This window comes from Rhizobium sp. PAMB 3182, assembly GCF_052908355.1.
The window spans coordinates 3,946,371-3,971,080 of sequence record NZ_CM128607.1; the positions used below are offsets into that span (position 1 = coordinate 3,946,371).

Consider the following 24,710-nt stretch of genomic DNA (forward strand, 5'->3'; position numbering starts at 1 on the left):
TTCTAAAAGCCGAGCCAAGCCCTGACCGGATTGGCGGGGTCGCTGATCAGCTTGATCGCGAGAATGAGGCAGGTGGTCACCAGAAGCGGCTTGATGACCTTCGCGCCGTTCCTCATGGCGAGGCGCGAGCCGGCCTGTGCGCCGAGGAACTGCGCCAGACCCAACAGCAGGCCAAGCTTCCACATGATCACGCCGTTTACGGCGAAGACGGCGAAAGCGCCGAGGTTCGAGCCGAAGTTCAGAAGCTTGGTGTGGGCGGTCGCCTTCAGCATCCCGAAGCCGAGTAGCGACACGAAGGCGAGCATGAAGAAGGAGCCGGTGCCGGGGCCGAACAGGCCGTCATAGAAGCCGATCGCCGGCACCAGCGTCAGGCCGAAGAGGAAGGGGCGCATGCGCTGGTGGCGGTCGATGTCTCCGACATTGGGCTTCAGACCGAAGTAGAGCGCGATGGCGATCAGCAGGAAGGGCAGGCCGCCCTTGAGGATATCGGCAGGAATAATGGTCGCGAGCGCTGCACCGACCGCTGATCCGAGGAAGGAGAGCAGCGCCATCGGCAATTGCGCACGCAGGTCCACATGGCCTTTGGCGGCATAGGCGATGGTCGCCGAACCGGAGCCGAACAGTCCCTGCAGCTTGTTGGTGCCGAGCGTTTCGAGCGGCGGGATTCCGGCGATCAGCATGGCCGGAATGGTCACGAGCCCACCGCCGCCGGCGATCGAATCGATGAAGCCGGCGGCAAAGGCGGCGACAAACAGGAAGAGGATCAGATGCGGCGCTAGGTTGTGCAAGAGAGGACTCGAATTGGAGGAACGCGCGATACGAATTGCCTTTAATCATCTCTGCGGGCGGGCCGCAATTTGCATTTCCTTGAAACGCCGCAGCTTTTCATCTGAGCGTCGCATTCTGGTTTGACCCCATATGCTGCTTCGGCTAAGCATCGGGCCATGTGCGACGGCGCCTCTCTCAAGAGGCTGAGCGTGTCCGGTGCGGCTGACCCAAACAGGGGGCCAATTCCGGAGCTGTCCGAATTGGCCTTGGCTCCCGTCTTGCGATGGTTTGCCGGCGCTTCGTACAGGCAATGAAAACGAAGCAGGGAGGCCGGATATGGCGGAAAAACTCGGAATCATGGTGTGCGGACATGGCAGCCGCAATCAAAACGCGGCGCGCGAATTCGCCGTCATCGCCGAGGGCCTGCGTGCCCGCAATCCCGACCTGCCGGTCGAGTACGGCTATCTCGAATTCTGCAATCCGGTTATCGCCGAAGGGCTCGACAAGCTGCGCGAAAAGGGTGTGACCCGCGTGCTGGCGGTGCCCGGCATGCTGTTTGCCGCCGGCCACGCCAAGAACGACATTCCGTCGGTGCTGAACACCTATCAGGCGCGCCATCCCGGTTTCGTCATCAATTACGGGCGCGAACTCGGCATTGACCTGAAGATGATCCGGGCCGCCGGCGACCGCATCCAGGAAGCCGTCGACGCCGCCAATGCCGAGCACGGATTCGTCGACAAGCACGAGACGCTGCTGATGGTGGTCGGACGCGGTTCGTCCGATCCCGACGCCAATTCGAATGCGACGAAGGTCATGCGCATGCTCTGGGAAGGCATGGGCTTCGGCTGGGGCGAAACCTGCTACTCCGGCGTGACTTTTCCGCTGGTCGAGCCGGGCCTGACGCACGCCGCCAAGCTCGGCTACAAGCGCATCATCGTGTTTCCGTATTTCCTGTTCACCGGCGTGCTGGTGAAGCGCATCTACAGCTACACCGACGAGGTGGCGGCGAAGTATCCGGACATCCAGTTCGTCAAGGCCGGTTATCTCAACGACCATCCATTGGTGCTCGACGCCTTCCAGGACCGGGTCGGCGAAATTCTCGAGGGTGCGGCGGTGATGAACTGCCAGATGTGCAAGTACCGCGAACAGGTGCTTGGCTTCGAGGCCGATATCGGCCAGCCGCAGGAAAGCCATCACCATCACGTGGAAGGGATCGGCGGCGGCCTGGAAGACTGTCCCTGCGGCGGCGATTGCGACGCTTCCTGCCGCGACGAGGAATTCTGCAAGAAGCATGGTCTGCCCTGGACGCCGGTCCATTCGCATGCCGAGCCGAACGATCTGGCGCCGGCATTCGACTACACCGTGTCGATCACGCTCGGCGGCCGCTATGCGGGTCTCGAAACGGCGGCGGTCGGAGACGACATCGACGCCATCCTTTCTGCGGAGAGCCCGAAGAAATCTGCCCACGGACATCATGCGCACGATCATGATCATCATCATGATCACGGACATGATCACCACCATCTTGGCCATGATCACGGGCATGGCCATGACCATCACCATGCGCCATATCCGCATGCGGATCATCCGCTCGGGCCGAAGTCCATGAAGAAGACGTGATGACCTTGGCCGAACTCGACTACATCCGCGATCCCGACGAGATCTACCGCCGGTCGTTCGAGACGATCCGGGCGGAGGCCGATCTCTCGCGATTTTCCAATGGCATGGAGAAACTTGCTGTCAGATTGATTCATGCCTGCGGCATGGTCGATCTCGCCGCCGACATCGCCTTTTCCGATGGTGCTGCGGAAGCCGGCGAGGCGGCGCTGAAGGCGGGCGCGCAGATCTTCTGCGATGCGGAGATGGTCGATCGCGGCATCATCCGCAAGCTGCTGCCGGCCGAAAACGAGGTCGTCTGCCTGTTGAACGACATGCGGGTGAAGCCGCTCGCCGCCTGGAACCGGACGACGCGGTCGGCTGCCCAGGTCGATCTCTGGAAACCGGGCCTGGAGGGCTCGGTGGTCGCCATCGGCAATGCGCCGACTGCCTTGTTCCGTCTGCTGGAACTGATCCGCGACGGCGCGCCGAAGCCGGCGCTGATCCTCGGGTTTCCGGTCGGCTTCGTCGGCGCGGCGGAATCCAAGGATGCGCTGATCGAAGGCGGGTTCGGCGTGCCTTACATCGCGGTGCGCGGCCGGCGTGGCGGTTCCGCCATGGCCTCGGCTGCGGTCAACGCGCTTGCCGGAGGGCTTGGCGGCAATGGCTGAGATCGAAGACGGCCCCTGGCTGACTATTATCGGCATGGGCGACAATGGGCTTTCCAGCCTGACGCCCGAGGCGCTGTCGCTGGTCTGGGAAGCCGAGACGATCGTCGTCGCCGAGCGGCTCGATGCTATCCTCGAAGGTCTTCCGCCAAAGGCGATCCTGTCCTGGGCGGAAGGCTACAAGACCGTGCTCGACAAGATCATCGACCTGCGCGGTCACCCCGTCACCATCCTTGCGACGGGCGACCCCATGCATTTCGGCATCGGCGCGACGCTCAGGCGGAATTTCCCGCCGGAGGAGATGCGTATCATTCCGTCTCCATCGGCGTTCTCGCTGGCAGCCGCGCGGCTCGGCTGGGCGCTGCAGGATGTCGACCAGATCTCGCTGCACGGTCGACCGGTCGAGGCCATTTCCCGCTACCTGCAGCCGGCGGCGCGCGTTCTGGCGCTGACCTCCGACAGCGAGACGATCCGCAATGTCGCGACGATCATGCAGGCCCAGGGCTTCGGCGGCTCGTTCATCCATGTCCTGGAGCATATGGGCGGCACCGGCGAGCGGGTGCGGCGCTTCACCGTCGAGGAGGTGCTCGACAGCCAGGAAGAATTTGCCGACTTCAACACGATCGGCATCCACTGTGTACGCGAGGCGCCGTTCCATGCGCTGACCGGCGGCATCGAGGACAGCGCCTTCGTCCATGATGGCCAGCTGACGAAGCGCGAGGTGAGGGCGGTCACCATGGCTTATCTCAAGCCCTACCAGCGCGCTCTCCTCTGGGATGTCGGTGCCGGCTGCGGCTCCATCTCGATCGAATGGATGCGGGCCGGGGGGCGCGCCGTCGCCGTCGAGGCAAATGCGGACCGCTGCGCCATGATCACCCAGAACGCCGCCAATCTCGGCGTTCCCGGCATCACTGTCGTAGAAGGCAGCGCGCCGGATGTGCTGGCCGAGCTCAAGACCCCGGATGCGATCTTCATCGGTGGTGGAATGACGGCCGAGGGCGTGTTCGAAGCCTGCTGGGAAGCGCTGAGGCCCGGCGGGCGTCTGGTTGCCAATGCGGTGACGCTGGAGGGCGAAATGGCGCTCACGTCGCTGCATGCCCAGCTTGGCGGCGACATGGTGCGGCTCTCCGTCGCCCGCGCCGAGCCCGTCGGTCGCTTTTCCGGCTGGAAGCCGCTGATGCCTGTTACGATCTGGGCGGTGGAGAAGGCGTGGTCGGCATGAGCGAACGTGTGGTGACTTTGCCCCTCACCCTGACCCTCTCCCCGCATGCGGGGAGAGGGAAGGCAGCTGGTGTGCGGCACGTGCCTTCTCCCCATGCGTGGGGAGAAGGTGCCGGCAGGCGGATGAGGGGCCAATGCGGAGGACTGCGTCATGACCGGTAAGCTCTACGGCCTCGGGCTTGGTCCCGGCGATCCGGAACTGCTGACGCTGAAGGCGCATCGGATCCTGACGAGCGTGCCGGTGATTGCCTATCCGGCGCCCGATACCGGTCCAAGCTTCGCCCGGCAGATTGCCGCGCACTGGATCCGGTCCGACCAGCTGGAAATCCCGATGGTGATGCCGATGCGGGTCGAGCGCTATCCGGCGCAGGAGATTTACGACAAGGCCTGCGGGGAACTTGCCCATCATCTCTTCGCCGGCAGCGATGTCGCCGTCCTGTGCGAGGGCGATCCCTTCTTCTACGGGTCCTTCATGTATGTCTTCGAGCGGCTGTCCGCGCGCTTCGAGACGGAGATCGTGCCCGGCGTCTCCTCCATCATGGCCGGTGCCGCGGCTCTCGGCCGGCCTCTGGCGGCGCGCAACGATGTGCTGTCGGTCGTTCCCGGTCCCTTGCCGGACGACGAGATGGCAGCCCGGATCGAGAGCGCCGATGCGGTAGCCATCATCAAGGTCGGGCGTCATTTCAACCGCATACGCACTCTTCTTCAGAAAATGAATCTGGTCGGCAAGGCCGGCTATCTCGAACGCATCAGCCTCGCCGAGCAGCGCATCCTGCCTCTCGAAGCCGTGGATGCGGCGGGTGCGCCATACTTCTCGATTATCCTGATCTACAAGGGGCAGGAGGGCTGGATTTCCAATCTGGACCTGCCCGGTGCCAAGGAAAATTCCGATGGTGAATGACACAAGACCGGCTATCCTCATCCTGTCCGACGCGGCGAAGACGCTCGCCGGGCGTCTCGCCTCGATCACGGGCGGTGAGCTGCATGGTTTGCGGCCGCGCTGCACGGGCGTGGCGGTGCCGTTCGATGACACGAAGGCGCATGCGCAGGCGCTGTTTCGCGCCGGCCGGCCGATCATTGCCGTTCTGGCGTCGGGCGCGCTGATCCGCCTTCTGGCGCCGGCGCTTGCCGACAAGACGAGCGAACCGCCGGTGATCGCGATTGCCGAAGACGGTTCTTCGGTCGTGCCGCTTCTCGGCGGACATCACGGAGCCAATGATCTTGCGCGGCGAATTGCCGGCGCTCTCGACAGCCATGCTGCAATCACGACGGCCGGCGACCTTCGCTTCGGGATCGCGCTCGACCAGCCGCCGGCTGGCTTGAGGCTGGGCAATGCGGAGAATGCCAAGGCCGTGATGGCGGAATTGGTGGCGGGATCGAGCGCGCGGTTGGTCCTTCCTTCTCCCCGCGCGCGGGGAGAAGGTGCCCGAAGGGCGGATGAGGGGCAGGGCAATGATTCAAGTTTGCCCCTCACCCTGACCCTCTCCCCGCAGGCGGGGAGAGGGGACGGAGCCTCCTGGCTCCAATCCTCCCACATCCCCTTCGCAGAAGACGGAAGCGTCACCTTGACCGTCACCGATCAGGCACATCACGCCGCCCCGCTCGAACTCGTCTACCACCCTGCGACACTGGTTCTCGGTATGGGCTGCGAACGTGGCTGCGATGCTGCGGAAGCGATTGCGCTGGCGGAAGAGGCCCTGGCGAAGGGCGGATTCGCGCGGGAAAGCCTTGCCTGTGTCGCTTCGCTCGATCTGAAAGCCGACGAAGCTGCGATCCATGCGGTGGCTGCGCATTTCGGCGTGCCTGCGCGCTTCTTCGATGCGGCAACCCTGGAAGCGGAAATGCCGCGGCTGAAAAACCCGTCGGACGTCGTCTTCGCCGAGGTTGGTTGCCACGGCGTCGCCGAGGGCGCGGCGCTGGCAATGGCCGGCGAGGACGCGGAACTGACGGTCGCAAAGATCAAGTCGAAGGGCACGACGGCGGCGATCGCCCGGTCCGCGACTATGGTCGACTCCTCCGCGAGGGGCCGGGCGCGCGGCATGCTCTATGTCGTCGGCATCGGCCCCGGCGCCGATCAGTGGCGTTCGCCGGATGTCTCGGCCATGGTCTCGGCCTCGACCGATCTCGTCGGCTATTCGCTCTATCTCGATCTGCTCGGACCGCTGGCTGACGGCAAGGCGCGCCACGATTTCGATCTCGGCAAGGAAGAGGCCCGCGTCGTGCATGCCATGGAGCTCGCCGGACAGGGCAAGTCGGTCGCGCTGGTCTGCTCGGGTGACGCCGGCATCTATGCAATGGCGACGCTGGTGTTCGAGCTTCTGGACAAGGGCGGCATTTCGGATGCGGCCTCCAGGATCGGCATTCAGGTCTCGCCCGGCATTTCCGCCCTGCAGGCCGCAGCCGCGCGCATCGGTGCGCCGCTCGGCCACGACTTCTGCACGATCTCGCTTTCTGACCTGCTGACGCCATGGGAGCATATCCAGCGCCGCGTGAAGGCCGCCGGCGAGGGTGACTTCGTCATCGCCTTCTACAATCCCGTGTCGATGAAACGGCGCACGCAGCTCGCCTATGCCCGCGACGAACTGTTGAAATACCGACCGGACGACACACCGGTGATCCTCGCCACCAATCTCGGCCGCGAGGGCGAACGCGTGCGGGTCGTGCCGCTCGGCCGTCTCGACGTCGACGAGGTCGACATGCTGACCGTCGTCGTCGTCGGCTCGTCTGAAAGCCGGACGGTGAAGACCGGCGAGGGCAGGACCTGGGTCTACACGCCGCGCGGCTATTCCGGAAAGGCCGGCACGGGGATGACAACGAACAAGGATGCAGCGGAATGACCGTCTATTTCATCGGAGCGGGGCCCGGCGCGCCGGACCTCATCACCGTGCGCGGGCTGAAGCTGATCGAGCGCTGCCCGGTCTGCCTCTATGCCGGCTCGCTGGTGCCCGAGGAAATCGTCAAGGCCGCGCCGGATGGTGCGCTGGTGCGCGATACGGCGCCGATGCATCTCGACGAGATCGTCGAGGAGATGAAGGCGGCCCATGAGCGCGGCGAGGACGTGGCGCGCGTCCATTCCGGCGATCCGTCGATCTACGGCGCGATTGCCGAGCAGATGCGCCGGCTCGATGCACTCGGCATTGACTATGACGTCGTGCCGGGCGTGCCGGCATTCGCAGCGACGGCAGCGCGGCTGAAGACGGAGCTGACGCTGCCGGAGATCGCCCAGACGGTCATCATCACCCGCACCGAGATGAAGGCGTCGTCGATGCCGGAATTCGAGACGCTGGAGATACTCGGCAAATCGCGCGCGACGCTCGCCATCCACCTGTCGATCCGCAACCTCACGCATATCCGTGACACGCTGACGCCCTATTACGGCGAGGACTGCCCGGTGATCGTCGCCTACCGCTCCACCTGGCCGGACGAGCTCTTCATCCGCACGACGCTCAAAGACATGGCCGAAGAGGTGCGCAAGGCGAAGATCACCCGCACGGCGCTGATCATGGTCGGCAAGGTGTTCGGCGAGGCCGAATTCCGCGACAGCGACCTCTACAATTCCGGCTTCAGCCATGTGCTGCGCAACCGCGGCAAGAAAAAGCCCGCCAAGGTTGAAAGCCAGGGCTGACGGGATAGTGTGCGTCCGAACAACAGGGAGATTGCCATGAGTGAGTCGGATGCCGTGCATGAAGGTGGTTGCCGCTGCGGGGCCTTGCGGTTCAAGGTGCATGGCCGACCGATGATCACGATGGCCTGCCATTGCACGGGCTGCCAGCGGATGACGGCAAGCGCCTTTTCGCTCAGCTCTCTGCATGCCGGGGACACGTTCGAGATCACGGCAGGCGAACCGGTGATCGGTGGCATGCGCGGTGAGATCCGCCATTATTTTTGCCCCAACTGCATGAGCTGGGTCTACACGAAGTTCGAGCCCACCGACCAGTTCGTCAACATTCGGGCGACAATGCTGGACGACTGTGGTGACTATCGGCCGTTCATCGAGACCTATACAAGCGAGATGCTGCCCTGGGCGAATACGCCGGCGCTGCACAGTTTTGAGCAATTCCCGCCGATGGATAAATATCCGGAGCTGATGGCTGAGTACGCCGCCTCCGACTATTGAAAGGCGAGGGGCGCTGACGATGTCGGTGCCTCTTGTCTTTTTCGGGACGACATGGCTAATCCTCGCTTTCAACAACAAGAAAAGAGACAAGGATTATCCGCCATGCACAAGGTGATTTTCGATACGGATCCGGGCGTCGACGATGCCATGGCCCTGCTGTTCCTGCACCGCCATCCCGAGATTGATCTCGTCGGTATCACCACCGTCTTCGGCAACGCCTCGATCGAGACGACGACGCGCAATGCGCTGTTCCTCAAGCGCGAGTGGGGGATCGACTGCCCCGTCGCCAGAGGCGCTGACCGGACCTTCAATCCCGACCGCAAGAGCAGCGGCGATTTTCCCTACCACATCCATGGCGATGACGGGCTCGGCAATATCGGCGTGCCGGCCGATATCGACCTGGAGCCGGATCCGCGCCCGGCGCACCAGTTCATCATCGACACGGTCAAGGCGCATCCCGGCGAAGTGACGCTGGTCGCCGTCGGGCGCATGACCAATCTTGCCAATGCGCTGATGAGCGAGCCGGAGATCGCCAAGCTCGTCAAGCAGGTGGTGATCATGGGTGGCGCCTTCGACGTCAACGGCAACATCACGCCGGCCGGCGAGGCCAATATCCACGGCGACCCGGAAGCCGCCGATTTCATCCTGACCGCCGACTGGCCGGTCGTCGTCGTCGGTCTCGACGTGACGATGAAGACGTTGATGTCGCGCGCCGATCTGGCGGAGATGGTGGAAAAGGGCGGCAAGGACGTAAAGCTGCTCTCCGACATCTCGCAGTTCTACATCGACTTCTACAAGCACTGGGTCAAGGACACGATGGCGGTCCACGACAGCTGCGCGTGCGTCTATGTCGTCGCCCCCGAGTTCTTTAAGACGCGTTCGGGCCCGATCCGGGTCGTCTGCGGCTCGGTTGCCGACGGCCAGACGATCCAGAAGCCGGACGGCCAGTCCTTCGGCCCCAGCGAATGGGACGGCCATCCGAGCCAGAAGGCCTGCATCGACATCCAGCAGGACCGCGTGCTCGACCTGATCAAGACGACGCTTGTCGGCAGCTGAGCACGGGCGACCGGTCATTCGTTTGATTCCCAGATTGGAAATACTCTTGTTTCCAATCTGGGAACGTTATATGTTTTCCTCATGAATGTGATCGCCAAGTCGGCCCTTGTTCGGTTCTGGGAAGGTCAGCCGGCGGGACAGCCTCGCAAAGCGGCGCAGGCGGCCATGATGGAATGGCACACGACGGCATCGGATGCCCAGTGGAGCCATTTTGACGACTTGAAGAAGACCTTCAATTCCGCCGACTACGTGGCAGACGGAAAGGTGGTCTTTGACGTTGGTGGCAACAAATACCGTATCGTCGGTCTGGTCGCCTATCGGACCAAGCGCATATTCGTGCTCTTCGTCGGGACACATGCGGATTATGACAAGATCGACGTGGCGAAGCTTTGAGGTGACCCGTGAAACTTGATGACTTCAGAACCCTTCAGAGCGAGGCGGAATATCAGGCGGCGCTGACCGCTGTGCGGCCCTTTTTCGAGACGGAACCGGCTGAGGGCACGGATGCGGCTGCGCATTTTGATGCGCTGGTTCTCCTGATCGAGGAGTATGAGCGACGGCATTTCGAAATTCCACGGGCAAGGCCGGTCGATATCGTCAAGTCGGTTATGGAGGCCAATAATTACAGCCGCGCCGATCTTGTCGCTGTCATTGGATCGAAGTCCCGGGCAGCCGATCTCCTGAACGGCAAACGGGAAATCAATCTCGATCAGATCCGCAAGCTGAGCAAGGCGTGGGGTATTCCGGCGGGCGCGCTTGTCGGGGACGTCGCGGCCTGATTGGCTCGGCCTCAGACCTTGCTCCTGCCGATCATGATCACCGGCAATCTGAGTTCCCTTGCGGCGATGATCTTGGCATAGGCGCCGTCACCGCCGGAATTGCGGGCAACGAGATGGCTGATGCGGTGATGCTGCATCAGCCTTTTTTCGTCTTCAGGGGTGTTCGAAGGTTTTCCAAGCACGAGGTCGTGCCCGGCGAAGGCGAGAGGCGTTTCCGGCGGGTCGACCATGCGGATGACGAAGTGGCAGTCGGTGCGGGCCCCGAAGGGGGCTATATGCTGCCGGCCGAGCGCCAGAAAGGCGCGGGCTGCGGTGGGTAGTGCGGCCGCCGCCTCCTCGACGGAGGTGACCTCTGTCCAGTTGTCGCCCGGCTGTCTCTGCCATTGCGGGCGAGTGACGACTACAAGGGGCACGCCGGCGAGCCGGCAGGCCTCCACCGCGTTGGCCGACATTCTCGTCGCAAAGGGATGCGTGGCGTCGATCACCTTGGTGATGCTGTTTTCGGCAAGATAGCGGGCCAAGCCCTCGGCGCCGCCGAACCCGCCGCTGCGCACCTGGCCGGCGACCGGGGCGGGCTGCCTGGTCCGTCCGGCAAGCGAGGTGATCACGTCGGCAGTCATCGATAGCGCCTCGGCCAAAGCGGCTGCTTCCCGCGTGCCGCCGAGAATGAGGATCTTATCCGGCACGGGCGATGATCTTTCCCAGCCTGTCCGTGATCACGATGTCGACCGAGACGGGCGCGTCGCGCAACGTTTCGCGCGCCGTCTGCAGGGCTTTTTCGGCGATGCGAGCCGGGAGGTCGATGCCGGTTCCCTGAGTCGCTTCAAGCACTTCCAGTGCGGTGTTGGCAGATTGAATCCGGTCCTTCAGAGATTGATTCAACTCGTCGCCTTTCATCAGCGATTCGAAAAAGCCCATGTCCACCTGGCTGCGGCTGGAATGGAGGTCGAGCGCGCCCTGGGCGAGCTTGGTCATCTTGGCGAAGCCGCCGGCGATCGTCAGGCGCTGTACAGGGTGCTGCCGCAGATATTTGAGCAAGCCGCCTGCGAAATCGCCCATGTCGAGGAGCGCGCCGTCGGGCAATCCGTAGAGCTCTTGCGCTGCCTTCTCCGACGTCGATCCGGTCGCGCCAAGCACATGGGTCAGTCCTTCGGCGCGGGCGACATCGATGCCGCGGTGGATCGAGTGGATCCAGGCCGAACAGGAAAACGGATGAACGATGCCGGTGGTGCCAAGAATGGAAATGCCGCCCAGAATGCCGAGCCGCGGGTTCCATGTTTTTTCCGCGATCTCCTCGCCGCCGGGAACGGAGATGGTGATGAGGAGATCGGCGGGCAGGCCGTATTCGGCGCAAATCTCCTCCGCCATCTCCGTCATCATCTTTCTCGGCACGGGATTGATCGCCGGCTCACCGACGCCGATCGGCAGACCGGGCTTGGTCACCGTGCCGACACCGTCGCCGGCGGCAAAGCGGATACCGCTTCCGGGCGGGAGCGGGCGGACCATGGCGATTATCGTTGCGCCATGGGTGACGTCCGGATCGTCACCGGCGTCCTTGACGATGCCGGTGGCAGCGTAGCCGTCACCGAGGCTCTCGAAGGCGAGCGGAAACGCGGGTTCTTCGCCCTTCGGCAGGCGGATTGCGACCGGATCGGGAAAGTCGCCGGTGATCAGGGCCAGAAGTGCCGCCTTGCTGGCCGCCGTGGCACAGGCCCCCGTCGTCCAACCACGCCGAAGCTCGCCTTCCGGCTTGGGGTCGCGCGCAGGTTCCTCGGGGGACGCGGTTAGGTCGGGTTCGCTGGTCATGGCATGGTTATAGGCGAGGCGGGGGCGGAGAGAAAGATGAAGATGGGAGCGAGCCAGATTGCATTTTTGCCTGGTTCTTCATAGAGCTTGAATGATGAACGACATTCTTCTTTCCGGGCTTGCATCGATGGAGCCTGGGCATGTTTGGCTGGCCGGGGCGGGGCCTGGCGATCCGGGGCTTTTGACGCTTCTGGCGGCGAAGGCGCTCGGGGAGGCGGATGCGATCGTCTACGATGCGCTGGTCAATGAAAGCTGCCTGAAGCTCGCCCGCACCGACGCCATCCTGGAATATGCCGGCAAGCGTGGCGGCAAGCCTTCGGCCAAGCAGGCCGATATCTCGCTTCGCCTCGTCGAACTCGCGAAAGAGGGCAAGCGGGTGCTGCGGCTGAAGGGCGGCGATCCATTCGTGTTCGGCCGGGGCGGCGAAGAGGCCCTGACGCTTCTCGCCCACAAGGTACCGTTCCGAATCGTTCCCGGCATCACGGCCGGGATCGGCGGGCTCGCCTATGCCGGCATTCCGGTGACGCACCGAGAGGTCAATCATGCCGTCACCTTCCTGACCGGCCACGATTCGTCCGGTGTCGTGCCAGACCAGATCGACTGGGAAGCAATTGGCCGTGGCTCGCCGGTAATCGTCATGTACATGGCGATGAAGCATATGGGCCATATCGCCGAGAAGCTGATGCGGGCGGGGCGCCGGGCCGACGAGGCGGTGGCCTTCGTCTGCAATGCGGCCACCGATGACCAGCATGTGCTGGTGACGACGCTTGGACGGGCGGCTGCGGATCTTGTCGCCGCTGGACTTGAGCCGCCGGCGATCGTGGTCGTCGGCGACGTGGTGAAGCTCCGGCCATCGCTGTCCTGGTTCGAGCCCGTCTCGCCGCGAAAGGCCGCCGAATGAGCGGTTTCCTGATTGCCGCCCCGTCTTCCGGCGCCGGCAAGACGACGGTGACGCTCGGCCTGCTTCGCGCCCTGAGGCGACGGGGCGTGGCGGTGAAACCGGGAAAAGCGGGACCGGACTATATCGATCCGGCCTTCCATGCGGCTGCCTGTGGCGAAGCCTGCTTCAATTTCGATCCCTGGGCGATGCGGCCCGAGTTGCTTCGCGGACAGGCCGCACGGCTGCGGGCGGGTGGCGCACTTCTCGTCGTCGAGGCGATGATGGGGCTTTACGACGGGGCGGCGGACGGCAGCGGCTCGCCCGCCGAGCTGGCGGCACTCCTCGGCCTACCGGTTCTGCTGGTCGTCGATTGCGCCAGGATGTCCCATTCGGTGGCGGCGCTGGTGCGCGGGTTTTCGTCCCATCGCAGCGATATCCGTATCGCCGGGCTGATCCTCAACCGGGTTGGAAGCGACCGGCACGAGGCGATGCTGAGGGACGCGCTGAGTGCCGGCGGCCTACCGATCCTCGCCGTCATTCGGCAGGATGCCGGCCTGGCGCTGCCCGAACGGCACCTGGGACTGGTGCAGGCCGGCGAACATGCAGGGCTCGAGGCGTTCATCGAGCGTGCGGCGGATGCGTTGGAAACTGCGTTCGATTTCGAGGCGTTCGACGGTCTCGCAACCTCCGGACCGAACTCGACAATGTCCGTCGGGGCAGAGCCTCTTGCTCCTCTCGGCCAGATCATTGCGGTAGCCCGCGATATGGCCTTTGCCTTCTCCTACGAACACATGCTGGCGGGCTGGCGCGATGCCAGGGCGGAAATCCGTTTCTTCTCGCCGCTTGCCGACGAAGCGCCTTCAGCGGAGGCGGATGCTGTCTATCTGCCGGGCGGGTATCCGGAGTTGCATGCGGGTGTGCTTGCCTCGGCATCCACGTTCCGACGGGGCATGCTGGCGGCTGCGGCGCGCGGCGCACGGATCTACGGCGAGTGCGGCGGCTACATGGTGCTTGGCGAGGGACTGATCGACGCGGCCGGTGTCCGGCATGACATGCTCGGCCTCTTACCGCTGGTCACCAGCTTTGCCGAGCGCAAGCGCCACCTCGGCTATCGGCGCGTCGTTCCGCTCACCGGCGCTCCCTTCGATCGGCCGATGACGGCGCATGAATTCCATTATTCGACCGTGGTGAGCGAAGGTGATGCCGGGCGGCTTTTTCGCGTCAGCGACGCACTCGGTGCGGATCTCGGCGAGGCAGGGCTGGTGCGCGGCAATGTCTGTGGGTCCTACATCCATCTGATCGATCTTGCGGGAGAAAGCCGGTGACGGGCGGCATTGTCCATGGCGGTGGGCTTGCGGCGGCAGCGCGGCAGTTCGGCGGCAGCCCGGCCGACTGGCTGGACCTTTCGACCGGGATCAACCCCAACCCTTGCGCGACGTCCGCACTTCCTTCGGACGTCTGGCACCGGCTGCCCGACAGCGATCTCTACGATTCGGCCCGTGAGGCGGCATCGGTCTATTACGGAAGCGGGTCCATCCTGCCGCTTCCCACACCCGGTACGCAGGCCGTCATTCAGTTGCTGCCGCGTCTTGCCGGAGGCGAGGGTCGTGTCGCCATCGTGTCGCCGACCTTCGGGGAATATGCGCGGGTCTTCGCCGCCAACGGCTTTGCCGTTGATACTGTCGGCACCGTCGGCGAGATCGGCGGGGGATATGCGGCGGCGGTGGTCGTCAATCCGAACAATCCCGATGGCCGGACCTGGGGCCTCTACGAACTCGGTTCCCTTCATGACCGGCTGCATGCGGAAGGCGGGCTGCTGATCGTCGACGAAGCCTTCGGCGACGTCCTGCCGGACTTGAGCCTCGCGGGGCAGGTCGCGGCGATGCCGGGTCTCGTCGTGCTGCGCTCCTTCGGCAAGTTCTTCGGGCTTGCCGGGCTGCGGCTCGGTTTCGTGATTGCACGGGACGATCTGCTTGACAGGTTGGCGGATTGGCTCGGTCCCTGGGCCGTGTCCGGGCCGGCGCTGGCGATTGCCGCAAATGTCTTCAAGCGGGATACGAACGCGGTGCGGAACAGAATACTCGAACGCAAGGCGGCGCTGGACGCGGTTCTGACCGAAGCCGGCCTTTCGCCGGTTGGCGGCACGCCACTCTTTTCTCTTGTCGAGACGGCAGATGCGCAGGCGCTCTGGCGGCATCTGGCGCAAGACCATATCCTCGTGCGACGCTTCGACTACCGCGACACCTGGCTCCGGATGGGGCTTGCTCCGGACGCGGCCGGTGACCAGCGTCTCGCCGCAGCGCTGGCGGATTTCCGGGGCAAGTGATGGGCACGCATTTCCTGACGCTTCTCCTGGCGCTTGTCATCGACCTCATCGTCGGCGACCCCGATCGGCTTTGGCGGCGCTATCCGCATCCGGTTGTCTGGTTCGGCAAGGCGATCTCCAGCCTTGAAAAAGCGTTGAATGGTGAACGGCTTTCCGCAGAGACGCGCCGGCAGAACGGTTTCGTCGCACTGGCGATCCTCCTCCTCGGCGCTTGCCTCGTCGGCATCCTGCTGCATGCCTTCTTCGTCCGGCTTGGCGGCATTGGTCTCGTGATTGAAGCCGTGGTCGCGTCGGTCTTCCTGGCGCAGAAGAGCCTGTCGGATCACGTCCGCGCCGTTGCCGACGGATTGCGGACCGGCGGGCTTGAAGGCGGGCGGAGGGCAGTGGCCATGATCGTCGGGCGCGATCCGAATTCGCTCGATGAGCCCGGCATCTGCCGCGCGGCGATCGAGAGTCTGGCGGAGAATTTTTCCGATGGAACCGTGGCGCCGGCGCTCTGGTTTGCGATCGGCGGGCTGCCGGGACTGTTTGCCTACAAGATGCTGAATACGGCCGACTCGATGATCGGCCACAAGACGGAACGCTACCGGGATTTCGGTTTTGCCGCCGCGCGCGCCGACGATCTTGCCAACTGGCCGGCCGCACGCCTTTCCGTCCTTCTGATCGCACTCGGAGCGCTGGCGACGAAGGGTCGAGATGCGGCCGTCAACACTGTCCGTGTGGCCCTGCGTGACAACAATCTGCACCGTTCGCCGAATTCCGGATGGCCGGAGGCGGCGATGGCGGGGGCGCTCGATCTGCAGCTTGCCGGCCCGCGCCGCTATCACGGCGAAGTCGTCATGGAGCCGATGTTGAACGGCGCCGGAAGAACCCATGCATCGGCCAAGGATATCGATGTCGCATTGCGGATGTACTTCCTCGCCTGCTGTGCCTTGGCAGTAATTGTCCTGATCGTCTTTACTTTTAGCTTATGATATTTCAAAGTTTGGCGGGGCTGCTGGGGCGGTCTTCATCATTTCTTGATGCTGGGCGGGATATACGGTCCATTCGTGCGTGACCGTGCGGATAAACCGGATATTCCGATAACAGGCCGAGGGGGCTTTCATGCGTAAACTTCTTGCTGCTGCGGCGACGCTTTTATGCGCGCAGTTTTTCACGATCGACGCCAGTGCGGCGAACCTCATTGCAAAGATCAATCTGTCCACCCAGACGATGACCGTCATCCAGGACGGCCGGACCATGTATCGTTGGAAGGTGTCGACCGCGCGCAGCGGTTATCGCACGCCGACCGGATCGTATTCGGCCAAGTGGCTTTCCAAGAACCACCGGTCGCGCAAGTACAACAATGCGCCGATGCCGTTCTCGATCTTCTTCAACGGTGGCTATGCTGTCCACGGCACCACAGATATTCGTCGACTGGGAACACCGGCGTCGCACGGCTGCGTGCGCCTGCATCCGCAAAATGCCGCAGTCCTTTATTCGCTGACCCAGGCCAACGGCCTCGGCAATACGCGCATCGTCATTCAGCGCTGACGGTCGCGCACCGGCGCAAATGGAAAAGCCGCGGCATCGGGCCGCGGCTTTTTCGTGTGTAGCGGCTTCTGTTCCTACCCGTCAGTCGTTGCCGGCCGCCCAGGCCAGGCGGTCGAGGCGGGGCACCGTGACATGGCGGTTGTTCTCGATATTGATGATGCCGTCCTTGCGCAGCTTGGTCATCTGGCGGCTGACGGTTTCGATGGTCAGGCCGAGGAAATCGGCGATATCGGCGCGTGACAGCGGCAGTTCGAAGGCGTTCTGCTTGCCGTGCTCCGGATCGATATGCGTGGCGATCAGGTAGAGGAAACTGGCAACCTTCTCATGCGCGCTCTTGCGGCCGAGGGTGAGCATCCATTCGCGGGCCTCGTCCAGTTCCTTCAGCGACTGCGTGTGGAGGCGATGCTCCATCTTCGGCGTACCGTTCAGCATGCGGTCGATGACCGCCTTCGGGAAGGTACAGATTTCGGTCTCGGTGGCCGATTCGGCGGTGAGTGCGCTTTCCTCCAGGAACGGGCGGCCCATGAAGTCCGGCGCAAACTGCAGCCCGACGATCTGCTGGCGGCCGTCGGCCATCATCTTCGACAGCTTGACCACGCCCTTCAGGATGTTCGAGTAGGAGGTGATTTCCTCGCCCTGGGCGATGATCTCACGGCCGGCCTCGATGGCCTTGCGGCTCGAATGCCTGTTCAATTCCTGCAGCTGCTCGGGCGACAGAACACCGCAGAGACCGCCATGGCGAGCCTCGCAGGCGCGGCAAACAACCGGAATTGCAGAGTTGTGAATGTCTTCCCGTTCGCGCATGGCCATTGCAGAACCCATCATCATCCTCGCCTTCCTTAGTCCGGTTGTATTAGCAAAACCAGCACTATCGTAATCCCCTATGGTTTTTTGACCATGGTCAAATCTAGGGATGGGTATGTTCGGCACCCGAGATTCTGATTCAGACTATGGAATTGATCGATATCAATCGCACTGTCAGAGCAATCGCCTATCTACTGTTCCTGTCTTTACACGGGAACGAGTGTCGCAATTGTGAGCCAGATTCTACTTCAAAAATTTTCCGGCGCCGTGCCGCGCTATACCAGCTACCCAACGGCGCCACATTTCCATGAAGGTATCGGCAGCAATGTCTATCGCCAGTGGCTTCGGGCGCTCGGCGGTGGTGAGACGCTGTCACTTTACCTGCATATTCCCTATTGCGACCGGCTTTGCTGGTTCTGCGCCTGCCATACGAAGCATACATTGAAGTACGAGCCGATCCGCGCCTATCTCCATTCGCTGAAGCGCGAGATCGCCGAAGTAGGCCGGGAAGTGTCGAAGAAGGCGATCGTGACCGCCGTGCATTTCGGCGGCGGTTCTCCGACCATGCTGCTTCCCGAGGACATGGCGGCGCTGATGGCTGATCTCCGGGCGGCGTTCACCTTCTCCGACGAGGTCGAGATCAGCGTCGAGATGGACCCGAACGATCTGGATGAGTCGCGCTACGACGCGCTGGCTGCGATCGGCATGACGCGGGCAAGCCTCGGTGTTCAGGACTTCAACCCCAAGGTGCAGGAAACGATCAACCGGATCCAGACCTTCGAGCAGACGAAGGCGGTTGTCGAGGCTGTCCGGGCGAGGGGCGTTCGTTCGGTCAACTGCGACGTTCTCTATGGCCTGCCGTACCAGACGCTGGAGACTTTGCGCGAGACAATCACCGACATCGTCAGCCTCAGCCCGGACCGGATCGCGCTGTTCGGCTACGCGCATGTGCCGTGGATGAAGAAGCATCAGAAGATGATCCCCGAAATGGCGCTGCCGGACACGGTCGAGCGGTTCCGGCAGATGCAGGAGGCGGCGCGGATGCTGGTCGAAGCCGGCTATCAGGCGATCGGCATCGATCACTTCGCCAGGCCCGACGATAGTTTGGCCGTTGCCGAGCGCAACGGCGAACTGCGGCGCAATTTCCAGGGCTATACCGACGATCCGGCGAGCGCGCTGATCGGGCTTGGTGCGTCCTCGATCGGCCAGATGCCGCAGGGCTATGTCCAGAACATGCATGCGACAGCCGAATATCAGCGTATGGTCGACGAGACTGGTCTTGCCGCCATCCGCGGGATTGCGCTGACCGATGGCGACCGGATGCGGGCGCGGGTCATCGAGCGGCTGATGTGCGACTTCGGCTTTTCCTTCGCCGAACTGCGATCGCTCTACCCGAGAATCGCCGAGACCGTGATTGCCGAGGCGAAGGGGGCGGCGCGCGACCTGCCGGAGGTCTGCCGGCTCGACGGCGACGCCTTTTTGCTGACGGATGACGGCCGGCCATTCGCCCGCAGCGTGGCAGCCGTGTTCGATGCCTATCTCGCCAATGGCAAGGGCAGGCACTCGCTTGCCGTCTGAGGGTGGACGGGCAACCTTGCGTCGGAGCAACACTGCCTCAGCAAATTTCCGGCAAGCCGGCAGAAAGCATTGGCAATCCCGCCATATTTCCCTATGAGGGGGCAGAATCTATAATGATCAAGAGGTATGGGCGTGACTGCTACATTCGACAAGGTCGCTGACATTATCGCCGAAACGAGCGAAATCGATCGCGAGACCATCACTCCGGAAAGCCACACGATTGACGATCTGGGGATCGACAGTCTCGACTTCCTTGATATCGTCTTCGCCATCGACAAGGAATTCGGTATCAAGATTCCGCTCGAGCAGTGGACGCAGGAAGTCAACGAAGGCAAGGTTTCCACGGAAGAGTACTTCGTTCTGAAGAACCTCTGTGCGAAGATCGACGAGTTGCGCGCAGCCAAGGGCTGACAGGGCGACAACCAGCCTGTAATGCATGTAAAACCGGGGCCTCGAAAAGTCGGATATGTACTTTTCGGGGTTTTTGGTAATTGTGATGCCGGAGGCGTGAATGCTGCTGGAATACTTCCAGATGATCGATGAGGTGGAGGCGCTCAGCCTTCGCGAGGGTGAGGCGCGGATCAAGGTCCGCTCGGTGGTACCCGCAAAGAGCCCCGTATTCGAGGGACATTTTCCCGGAATGCCGCTCGTACCGGGCGTGCTCCTGATCGAGACCATGGCCCAAGCTTCGGGCTTTCTCGTGCTCGCCCATTCCAATTTCGCCGCCATGCCCTTCCTGATGTCGGTCGACGGCGCCAAGATGCGCACCTTCGTAGAACCGGAGACGGTGCTCGACATCGAGGCGTTTCTGGAGCATGACGGTTCCGGGTTCGCGGTGACGAAAGCCAAGATCACCGCCTCGGGCAAAAAGGTCTGCGATGCGCAGCTGAAGCTCAGAACCATGCCCTTCGACGAGGTGCCGCTTGCCGGCATCGTGCGCAAGCGTGCCGAAGAGGTGGGGCTCATGAAGGCGATCGAAGCCGCACGCGCTTGAAGAGGATAATGCATGACTAAAGCGGACAATGATGTCGTCATCACCGGTGTCGGTATCGTCACCAGCCTCGGCGTCGGCAAGGCGCCGCATGTCGCGGTGCTGACGGCCAAGGATACGCCTGTTCCCGTCGTCGATACCGAGCGGCTGAAGCCGTATCCGGTGCATCCGCTGCCGGAAATCGACTGGTCCGAACAGATCCCGAAGCGCGGCGACCAGCGGCAGATGGAAAACTGGCAGCGCACCGGCGTCTTCGCTGCCGGCCTGGCGCTGGCCGATGCCGGCCTCAAGGACGACGCGGACGCCTGCGGCACCATGGACATGATCGTTTCGGCCGGCGGCGGCGAGCGCGACATCAACGTCGACACGCTGATTGCCGATGAGGCGCTGAAGCGCAACGACCGCGAAGTCCTGCTGAATGAAAAGCTGACGACGGAACTGCGCCCGACGCTGTTCCTCGCCCAGCTGTCCAATCTTCTCGCCGGCAATATCTCCATCGTCCACAAGGTGACGGGTTCGTCCCGAACCTTCATGGGCGAGGAGGGCGCCGGCATTTCCGCCGTCGAGACCGCGTTCGCGCGCATCAAGGCCGGTCAGTCGACCCATTCGCTCGTCGGCGGCGCCTTCGTCGCCGAACGTGCCGACGCGCTGCTGCTGGTCGAATCGATCCGCGGCCTCGTTGCCGGCGAATGGACGCCGCTCTGGTCGCGTGAGGGTGAAGACGGCGGCATGATCTACGGCTCCGTCGGCGCTTTCCTCGTTCTGGAATCGCGCGCCCATGCGGAAGCGCGGGGCGCGCATGTCTATGCCTCCATCGACAGCATCGAAGGCGATCGTGGCAGCCGCGACGAGGGCAAGTTCGAGGCCCGCTTTGGCCGTCTGCTCGATGATACGGTATCCGGTGTTTCCGCCTCGAATGGTGTCGTCTTCAGCGGCGCGACGGGCTTCCCGTCATTGTCTTCGCGAGAGTTGGCCGTGCTCGGTGACAAGCTTCCCGACGTGCCGGTGCGCGGCTATGGCGGGCTGTTCGGCCATTCCATCGAAGTGCAGTTCCCGCTCGGGCTGGCGCTCGCCGCACTTGCGATCGACGAAAAGGCCGCAGTGCCGACGTTCGATCCCGAACATGAATCCAAGATGAGCGCTCCGGCGACCAAGGCCGTCGTCACCACCGTCGGGCACGCGCGCGGCGAGGGTGCCGCCCTCTTGTCTGCAAACGCTTGAAAGGACCGGTAGCATGAGCCAATCCGCTTATCTCGATCATCTCGGCCGGCCGATCGTCGCTGTCACCGGCATGGGCGTCATCACATCGCTCGGCCAGGGGCTTGCCGACAACTGGACGGCGTTGACATCCGGCGTGTCCGGCATCCACACCATCACCCGCTTCCCGACCGATCTGCTGTCGACCCGCATCTGCGGTTCGGTGGACTTCATCGACATTCCTGTGCCGAACGCCGTGGAGCGGTCCTATGCCATGGCGCGCGACACGACCGTCGAGGCTTTGGCGCAGGCCGGGCTTGCCGGCGATTTCGGCGGTCCGCTGTTCCTTGCCGCGCCGCCGATCGAGCCCGAATGGAGCGCCCGCTTCGAACTGGCCGACCGTTCCGCCCCGCCGACCGAGGCTGGCGACGTCTACGCCCGCTTTCTCGCAGCCATGCATGAACGCCCGGACCCGGCCTTCCATGAGGCAGCGCTTTTCGGCGCGATCTCCGAACGGCTTGCCGACCGGTTCGGCACGCGCGGCCTGCCGGTCACGCTGTCGACGGCCTGCGCCTCCGGCGCCACCGCCATCCAGCTCGGCGTTGAGGCGATCCGCCAGGGCCGTGCGACGCGCGCGCTGACGGTTGCCACCGACGGCTCGATCAGCGCCGAGGCGGTCATCCGCTTCTCGCTTCTTTCGGCGCTTTCGACCCAGAACGATCCGCCGCAGCAGGCGTCCAAGCCGTTCAGCAAGGACCGCGACGGTTTCGTCATCGCCGAGGGATCGGCGACGCTGGTGCTGGAATCGCTCGAGTCGGCCGTTGCCCGTGGCGCCAAGGTGCTGGGCATCATGAAGGGCTGCGGCGAGAAGGCAGATCATTTCCACCGCACTCGCTCGTCTCCGGACGGCGGTCCGGCCATCGCCACGATCCGCGCCGCGCTGGAGGATGCCGGCCTGTCCGAAGAGCAGATCGGCTACATCAACGCCCATGGCACGTCGACGCCGGAAAACGACAAGATGGAATACGGTGCCATGCTGGCCGTCTTCGGCGATCGGCTGGCCGGCATTCCGGTCTCGTCGAACAAGTCGATGATCGGTCACACGCTGACGGCTGCCGGTGCGGTCGAGGCGGTCTTCTCGTTCCAGTCCATGCTGACGGGCACGCTGCCGCCAACCATCAACTACAACAATCCGGATCCGACGATCGCGCTGGACGTGGTTCCCAACGTCAAGCGGGATACGCAGGTCAACGCCGTGCTGTCGAACTCCTTCGGCTTCGGCGGACAGAATGCCAGCCTTGTCATGGCGCTGGAACCGGCGTAAGCGGACAACCACGAAACGAACGGAAAACATCACGCCCAGTGTGGCGGGGGATTTGTCTATGCGTGCATTGCAACTGGTCGACGACCGCAAACTCGAAATCACCGATCTTCCCGAGCCTGATGCTCCGGCGGTCGGCGAGGTGACGCTGAGGGTCAAGGCGGTCGCACTCAATCACATCGACGTCTGGGGCTGGCGCGGCATGGCGTTTGCCAAGCGCAAGATGCCGCTCGTCATCGGCGCCGAGGCTGCGGGCGTGGTCGAATCGATCGGGCCGGGCGTGTCGAACGTCCTGCCCGGACAGCTGGTCTCGATCTACGGCGCGCGCACCTGCGGCCTCTGCCGTCCGTGCCGCGAGGGCCGCGACAATCTCTGCGAACATGTCGGCGGCGTGCACGGCTTCCATCTCGACGGCTTTGCCCAGGAGAAGGTCAACCTTCCGGCCCGTCTTCTGGTGCCGGCACCGCCCGGCGTCGACGCAATCGGTGCCGCGCTTGCGCCCGTGACCTTCGGTACGGTCGAGCACATGCTGTTCGACAATGCCAAGCTCGAGCCAGGTGAGACGATTCTCATCCATGCGGGCGGTTCGGGCATCGGCACGGCGGCGATCCAGCTTGCCAAGAAGATCGGCTGTACGGTGATCACGACCGTCGGCTCCGACGACAAGATCGAGCGCGCCAAGGCACTTGGCGCCGATCATGTCATCAATTACCGCACCGACCGCTTCGAAGGCGTGGTGCGCAAGCTGACGAAGAAGAAGGGCGTTGACGTCGTCTTCGAACACGTCGGCAAGGACACCTGGGCGGGATCGATGTTCTCGCTGAAGCGCGGCGGCCGTCTGGTCACCTGCGGCTCGACGTCCGGCGTTTCCACCGACATCAACCTGATGATGCTGTTCCAGCAGCAGCTGAAGCTCCTGGGTTCCTTCGGCTGCCGTATGGAAAACATGGCGAACGCCATGCAGAAGATGGCGCGCGGCCTTGTGCATCCCGTGATCGACACCGAAGTCGGGTTCGACGATATCGACAAGGCGCTGGAGCGGATGGAAACCCGCCAGGTATTCGGAAAGATCGTTCTGAAGATCGATTGAGCCGATGAAGGTCCTGAAATCGCTTCTCTACCGATGGGCGGTCGCGCTCTATCGCTTCCGCCAATGGGCGGCGGCGCAGGCGCTGTTCGGGTTTCTTACAATCCTGAAGATCTTTCCGGCCGATGCGGCGATCAACTTCGCCGACAGCATCGGCCGCAAGTTCGGTCCCAAGCTGCAGCGCCACCGGTTGATGATCCATAATCTCACCGCGGCATTTCCGGAGAAGAGTGAAGACGAGATCGAGGCGATTGCCGTCGGCAGTTGGGGGCACATGGCCCGCATGGCCGCGGAATATGTCTATCTCGACCGGCTGTTCGATTTCGATCCCGAGCGCCCGGGTGAGGGCAGGGTGGAAGTCGCCGGCGTGCCGATCTTCCTCGACCTTGTGGAACACCGTCGGCCCTTTATCGTCTTTACCGCCCATACCGGATGCTTCGAGATGCTGCCGGTCGCGAGTGCGGCCTATGGCCTGCACGTCTCGGTGCTGTTTCGCCCGCCAAATAATCCTTATGTGGCGGACAAGATCTTCCAGTTCCGCGCCGCCCGCATGGGCAATCTCGTGCCCTCGCATGCCGGGTCCTCCTTCGCGCTCGCCGCGGAACTCGATCGCGGCGGTGGGGTGGGCGTGCTGGTCGACCAGAAGTTCCGCAAGGGCCTCGTAACCCAGTTCTTCGATCGCGACGTGAAGACCAATCCTCTGCTGGCCAAGCTCGTGCGTCAGTTCAACTGCGACGTCTATCCGGCGCGCTGCATCCGCCTGCCGGACAACCGCTACCGGCTGGAGATCGAGGAGAAGGTGGAGATTCCGCGCACGGCGGCGGGGTCCGTCGACGTGACGGCGACCGCTCAGATGTTGAACGACAAGGTCGAAAGCTGGGTTCGGGAATATCCGGAGCAGTGGCTCTGGTATCACGACCGCTGGCAGGGCAAGGGAAAGCTCGGCCTTAAAAGAAAAAGCAAGCCGAAGAAGAAGCGCTAG

Annotated in this window: 26 protein-coding genes; 22 read left to right on the forward strand and 4 right to left on the reverse strand. The window is 63.4% G+C overall.

The window, feature by feature from the left end:
- Window positions 1-2: 2 nt before the first annotated feature.
- Entirely contained in the window at window positions 3-788 is a 786-nt protein-coding gene (locus ACU5AZ_RS18910; RefSeq protein ID WP_446823860.1) for a TSUP family transporter, read from the reverse strand.
- Window positions 789-1,104: 316 nt separating this feature from the next.
- Between ACU5AZ_RS18910 and ACU5AZ_RS18915 the strand changes: the two genes are divergently transcribed.
- The 10 genes from ACU5AZ_RS18915 (at window position 1,105) to ACU5AZ_RS18960 (ending at window position 10,205) form a co-directional block, all read left to right on the forward strand.
- Entirely contained in the window at window positions 1,105-2,388 is a 1,284-nt protein-coding gene (locus tag ACU5AZ_RS18915; RefSeq protein ID WP_446823861.1) for a sirohydrochlorin chelatase, read from the forward strand.
- Window positions 2,388-3,035, forward strand: a complete 648-nt coding sequence (locus ACU5AZ_RS18920) for a precorrin-8X methylmutase (RefSeq protein ID WP_446823862.1) — start codon at window positions 2,388-2,390, stop codon at window positions 3,033-3,035. The genes ACU5AZ_RS18915 and ACU5AZ_RS18920 overlap by 1 nt, the downstream gene beginning before the upstream one ends.
- Window positions 3,028-4,254, forward strand: coding sequence for a precorrin-6y C5,15-methyltransferase (decarboxylating) subunit CbiE (gene cbiE / locus ACU5AZ_RS18925; protein ID WP_446823863.1), 1,227 nt, complete (start codon window positions 3,028-3,030; stop codon window positions 4,252-4,254). The genes ACU5AZ_RS18920 and cbiE overlap by 8 nt, the downstream gene beginning before the upstream one ends.
- A 150-nt stretch (window positions 4,255-4,404) precedes the next feature.
- Complete coding sequence (gene cobI / locus ACU5AZ_RS18930) at window positions 4,405-5,154, forward strand: precorrin-2 C(20)-methyltransferase (RefSeq protein ID WP_446823864.1); 750 nt, start codon at window positions 4,405-4,407, stop codon at window positions 5,152-5,154.
- Window positions 5,144-7,090 (forward strand): precorrin-3B C(17)-methyltransferase, encoded by a 1,947-nt coding sequence (gene cobJ / locus ACU5AZ_RS18935; protein WP_446823865.1) that lies wholly within the window; start codon window positions 5,144-5,146, stop codon window positions 7,088-7,090. The genes cobI and cobJ overlap by 11 nt, the downstream gene beginning before the upstream one ends.
- Entirely contained in the window at window positions 7,087-7,878 is a 792-nt protein-coding gene (gene cobM, locus ACU5AZ_RS18940) for a precorrin-4 C(11)-methyltransferase (RefSeq protein ID WP_446823866.1), read from the forward strand. The genes cobJ and cobM overlap by 4 nt, the downstream gene beginning before the upstream one ends.
- Before the next feature lie 36 nt (window positions 7,879-7,914).
- On the forward strand, window positions 7,915-8,370 hold the full coding sequence (locus ACU5AZ_RS18945) for a GFA family protein (protein ID WP_446823867.1): 456 nt from the start codon (window positions 7,915-7,917) through the stop codon (window positions 8,368-8,370).
- Window positions 8,371-8,472: 102 nt separating this feature from the next.
- Window positions 8,473-9,426, forward strand: a complete 954-nt coding sequence (locus ACU5AZ_RS18950) for a nucleoside hydrolase (RefSeq protein ID WP_446823868.1) — start codon at window positions 8,473-8,475, stop codon at window positions 9,424-9,426.
- A gap of 81 nt (window positions 9,427-9,507) precedes the next feature.
- Window positions 9,508-9,819, forward strand: a complete 312-nt coding sequence (locus ACU5AZ_RS18955) for a type II toxin-antitoxin system HigB family toxin (RefSeq protein ID WP_446823869.1) — start codon at window positions 9,508-9,510, stop codon at window positions 9,817-9,819.
- An 8-nt stretch (window positions 9,820-9,827) separates the two neighbouring features.
- Window positions 9,828-10,205, forward strand: coding sequence for a helix-turn-helix domain-containing protein (locus tag ACU5AZ_RS18960; RefSeq protein ID WP_446823870.1), 378 nt, complete (start codon window positions 9,828-9,830; stop codon window positions 10,203-10,205).
- An 11-nt stretch (window positions 10,206-10,216) separates the two neighbouring features.
- On the opposite strand, the gene ACU5AZ_RS18965 is transcribed toward ACU5AZ_RS18960, so the two are convergent.
- Together ACU5AZ_RS18965 and ACU5AZ_RS18970 are read right to left on the reverse strand one after the other, a co-directional pair.
- Window positions 10,217-10,891 (reverse strand): cobalt-precorrin-6A reductase, encoded by a 675-nt coding sequence (locus tag ACU5AZ_RS18965; protein WP_446823871.1) that lies wholly within the window; start codon window positions 10,889-10,891, stop codon window positions 10,217-10,219.
- A complete protein-coding gene (locus ACU5AZ_RS18970; protein WP_446823872.1) occupies window positions 10,881-12,011 on the reverse strand; it encodes a cobalt-precorrin-5B (C(1))-methyltransferase in 1,131 nt (376 codons plus the stop codon). The genes ACU5AZ_RS18965 and ACU5AZ_RS18970 overlap by 11 nt, the downstream gene beginning before the upstream one ends.
- Window positions 12,012-12,105: 94 nt before the next feature.
- Here ACU5AZ_RS18970 and cobA point away from each other — a divergent pair, with 94 nt between their 5' ends.
- From cobA to ACU5AZ_RS18995, 5 genes are all read left to right on the forward strand, one after another.
- Complete coding sequence (gene cobA / locus ACU5AZ_RS18975) at window positions 12,106-12,912, forward strand: uroporphyrinogen-III C-methyltransferase (RefSeq protein ID WP_446826057.1); 807 nt, start codon at window positions 12,106-12,108, stop codon at window positions 12,910-12,912.
- Window positions 12,909-14,216: a cobyrinate a,c-diamide synthase gene (locus tag ACU5AZ_RS18980; protein ID WP_446823873.1), complete on the forward strand. Its 1,308-nt coding sequence runs from the start codon at window positions 12,909-12,911 to the stop codon at window positions 14,214-14,216. The genes cobA and ACU5AZ_RS18980 overlap by 4 nt, the downstream gene beginning before the upstream one ends.
- Window positions 14,213-15,217 carry a threonine-phosphate decarboxylase CobD gene (gene cobD / locus ACU5AZ_RS18985; protein WP_446823874.1) on the forward strand — a complete coding sequence of 335 codons (1,005 nt, stop codon included), beginning with the start codon at window positions 14,213-14,215 and terminating at the stop codon, window positions 15,215-15,217. The genes ACU5AZ_RS18980 and cobD overlap by 4 nt, the downstream gene beginning before the upstream one ends.
- Window positions 15,217-16,191, forward strand: a complete 975-nt coding sequence (gene cbiB, locus ACU5AZ_RS18990) for an adenosylcobinamide-phosphate synthase CbiB (RefSeq protein WP_446823875.1) — start codon at window positions 15,217-15,219, stop codon at window positions 16,189-16,191. Before cobD ends, cbiB begins: the two co-directional genes overlap by 1 nt.
- 130 nt (window positions 16,192-16,321) lie before the next feature.
- Window positions 16,322-16,750, forward strand: a complete 429-nt coding sequence (locus ACU5AZ_RS18995) for a L,D-transpeptidase (protein ID WP_446823876.1) — start codon at window positions 16,322-16,324, stop codon at window positions 16,748-16,750.
- Between the two features lie 81 nt (window positions 16,751-16,831).
- Here the strand turns inward: ACU5AZ_RS18995 and ACU5AZ_RS19000 are convergent, their stop codons facing one another.
- Window positions 16,832-17,554 (reverse strand): Crp/Fnr family transcriptional regulator, encoded by a 723-nt coding sequence (locus tag ACU5AZ_RS19000; RefSeq protein WP_446826058.1) that lies wholly within the window; start codon window positions 17,552-17,554, stop codon window positions 16,832-16,834.
- Window positions 17,555-17,785: 231 nt separating this feature from the next.
- Between ACU5AZ_RS19000 and hemN the strand changes: the two genes are divergently transcribed.
- From hemN to ACU5AZ_RS19035, 7 genes are all read left to right on the forward strand, one after another.
- Window positions 17,786-19,132 carry an oxygen-independent coproporphyrinogen III oxidase gene (gene hemN / locus ACU5AZ_RS19005; protein WP_446823877.1) on the forward strand — a complete coding sequence of 449 codons (1,347 nt, stop codon included), beginning with the start codon at window positions 17,786-17,788 and terminating at the stop codon, window positions 19,130-19,132.
- Between the two features lie 126 nt (window positions 19,133-19,258).
- A complete protein-coding gene (locus ACU5AZ_RS19010; RefSeq protein WP_003495848.1) occupies window positions 19,259-19,543 on the forward strand; it encodes an acyl carrier protein in 285 nt (94 codons plus the stop codon).
- A gap of 100 nt (window positions 19,544-19,643) precedes the next feature.
- Window positions 19,644-20,126 carry a beta-hydroxyacyl-ACP dehydratase gene (locus ACU5AZ_RS19015; RefSeq protein ID WP_446823878.1) on the forward strand — a complete coding sequence of 161 codons (483 nt, stop codon included), beginning with the start codon at window positions 19,644-19,646 and terminating at the stop codon, window positions 20,124-20,126.
- Between the two features lie 12 nt (window positions 20,127-20,138).
- Entirely contained in the window at window positions 20,139-21,344 is a 1,206-nt protein-coding gene (locus tag ACU5AZ_RS19020; RefSeq protein ID WP_446823879.1) for a beta-ketoacyl-ACP synthase, read from the forward strand.
- Window positions 21,345-21,357: 13 nt separating this feature from the next.
- Window positions 21,358-22,644 (forward strand): beta-ketoacyl-ACP synthase, encoded by a 1,287-nt coding sequence (locus tag ACU5AZ_RS19025; protein ID WP_446823880.1) that lies wholly within the window; start codon window positions 21,358-21,360, stop codon window positions 22,642-22,644.
- A gap of 58 nt (window positions 22,645-22,702) precedes the next feature.
- On the forward strand, window positions 22,703-23,731 hold the full coding sequence (locus ACU5AZ_RS19030; protein ID WP_446823881.1) for a zinc-binding dehydrogenase: 1,029 nt from the start codon (window positions 22,703-22,705) through the stop codon (window positions 23,729-23,731).
- 4 nt (window positions 23,732-23,735) lie between these two features.
- Complete coding sequence (locus ACU5AZ_RS19035; RefSeq protein ID WP_446823882.1) at window positions 23,736-24,710, forward strand: lipid A biosynthesis lauroyl acyltransferase; 975 nt, start codon at window positions 23,736-23,738, stop codon at window positions 24,708-24,710.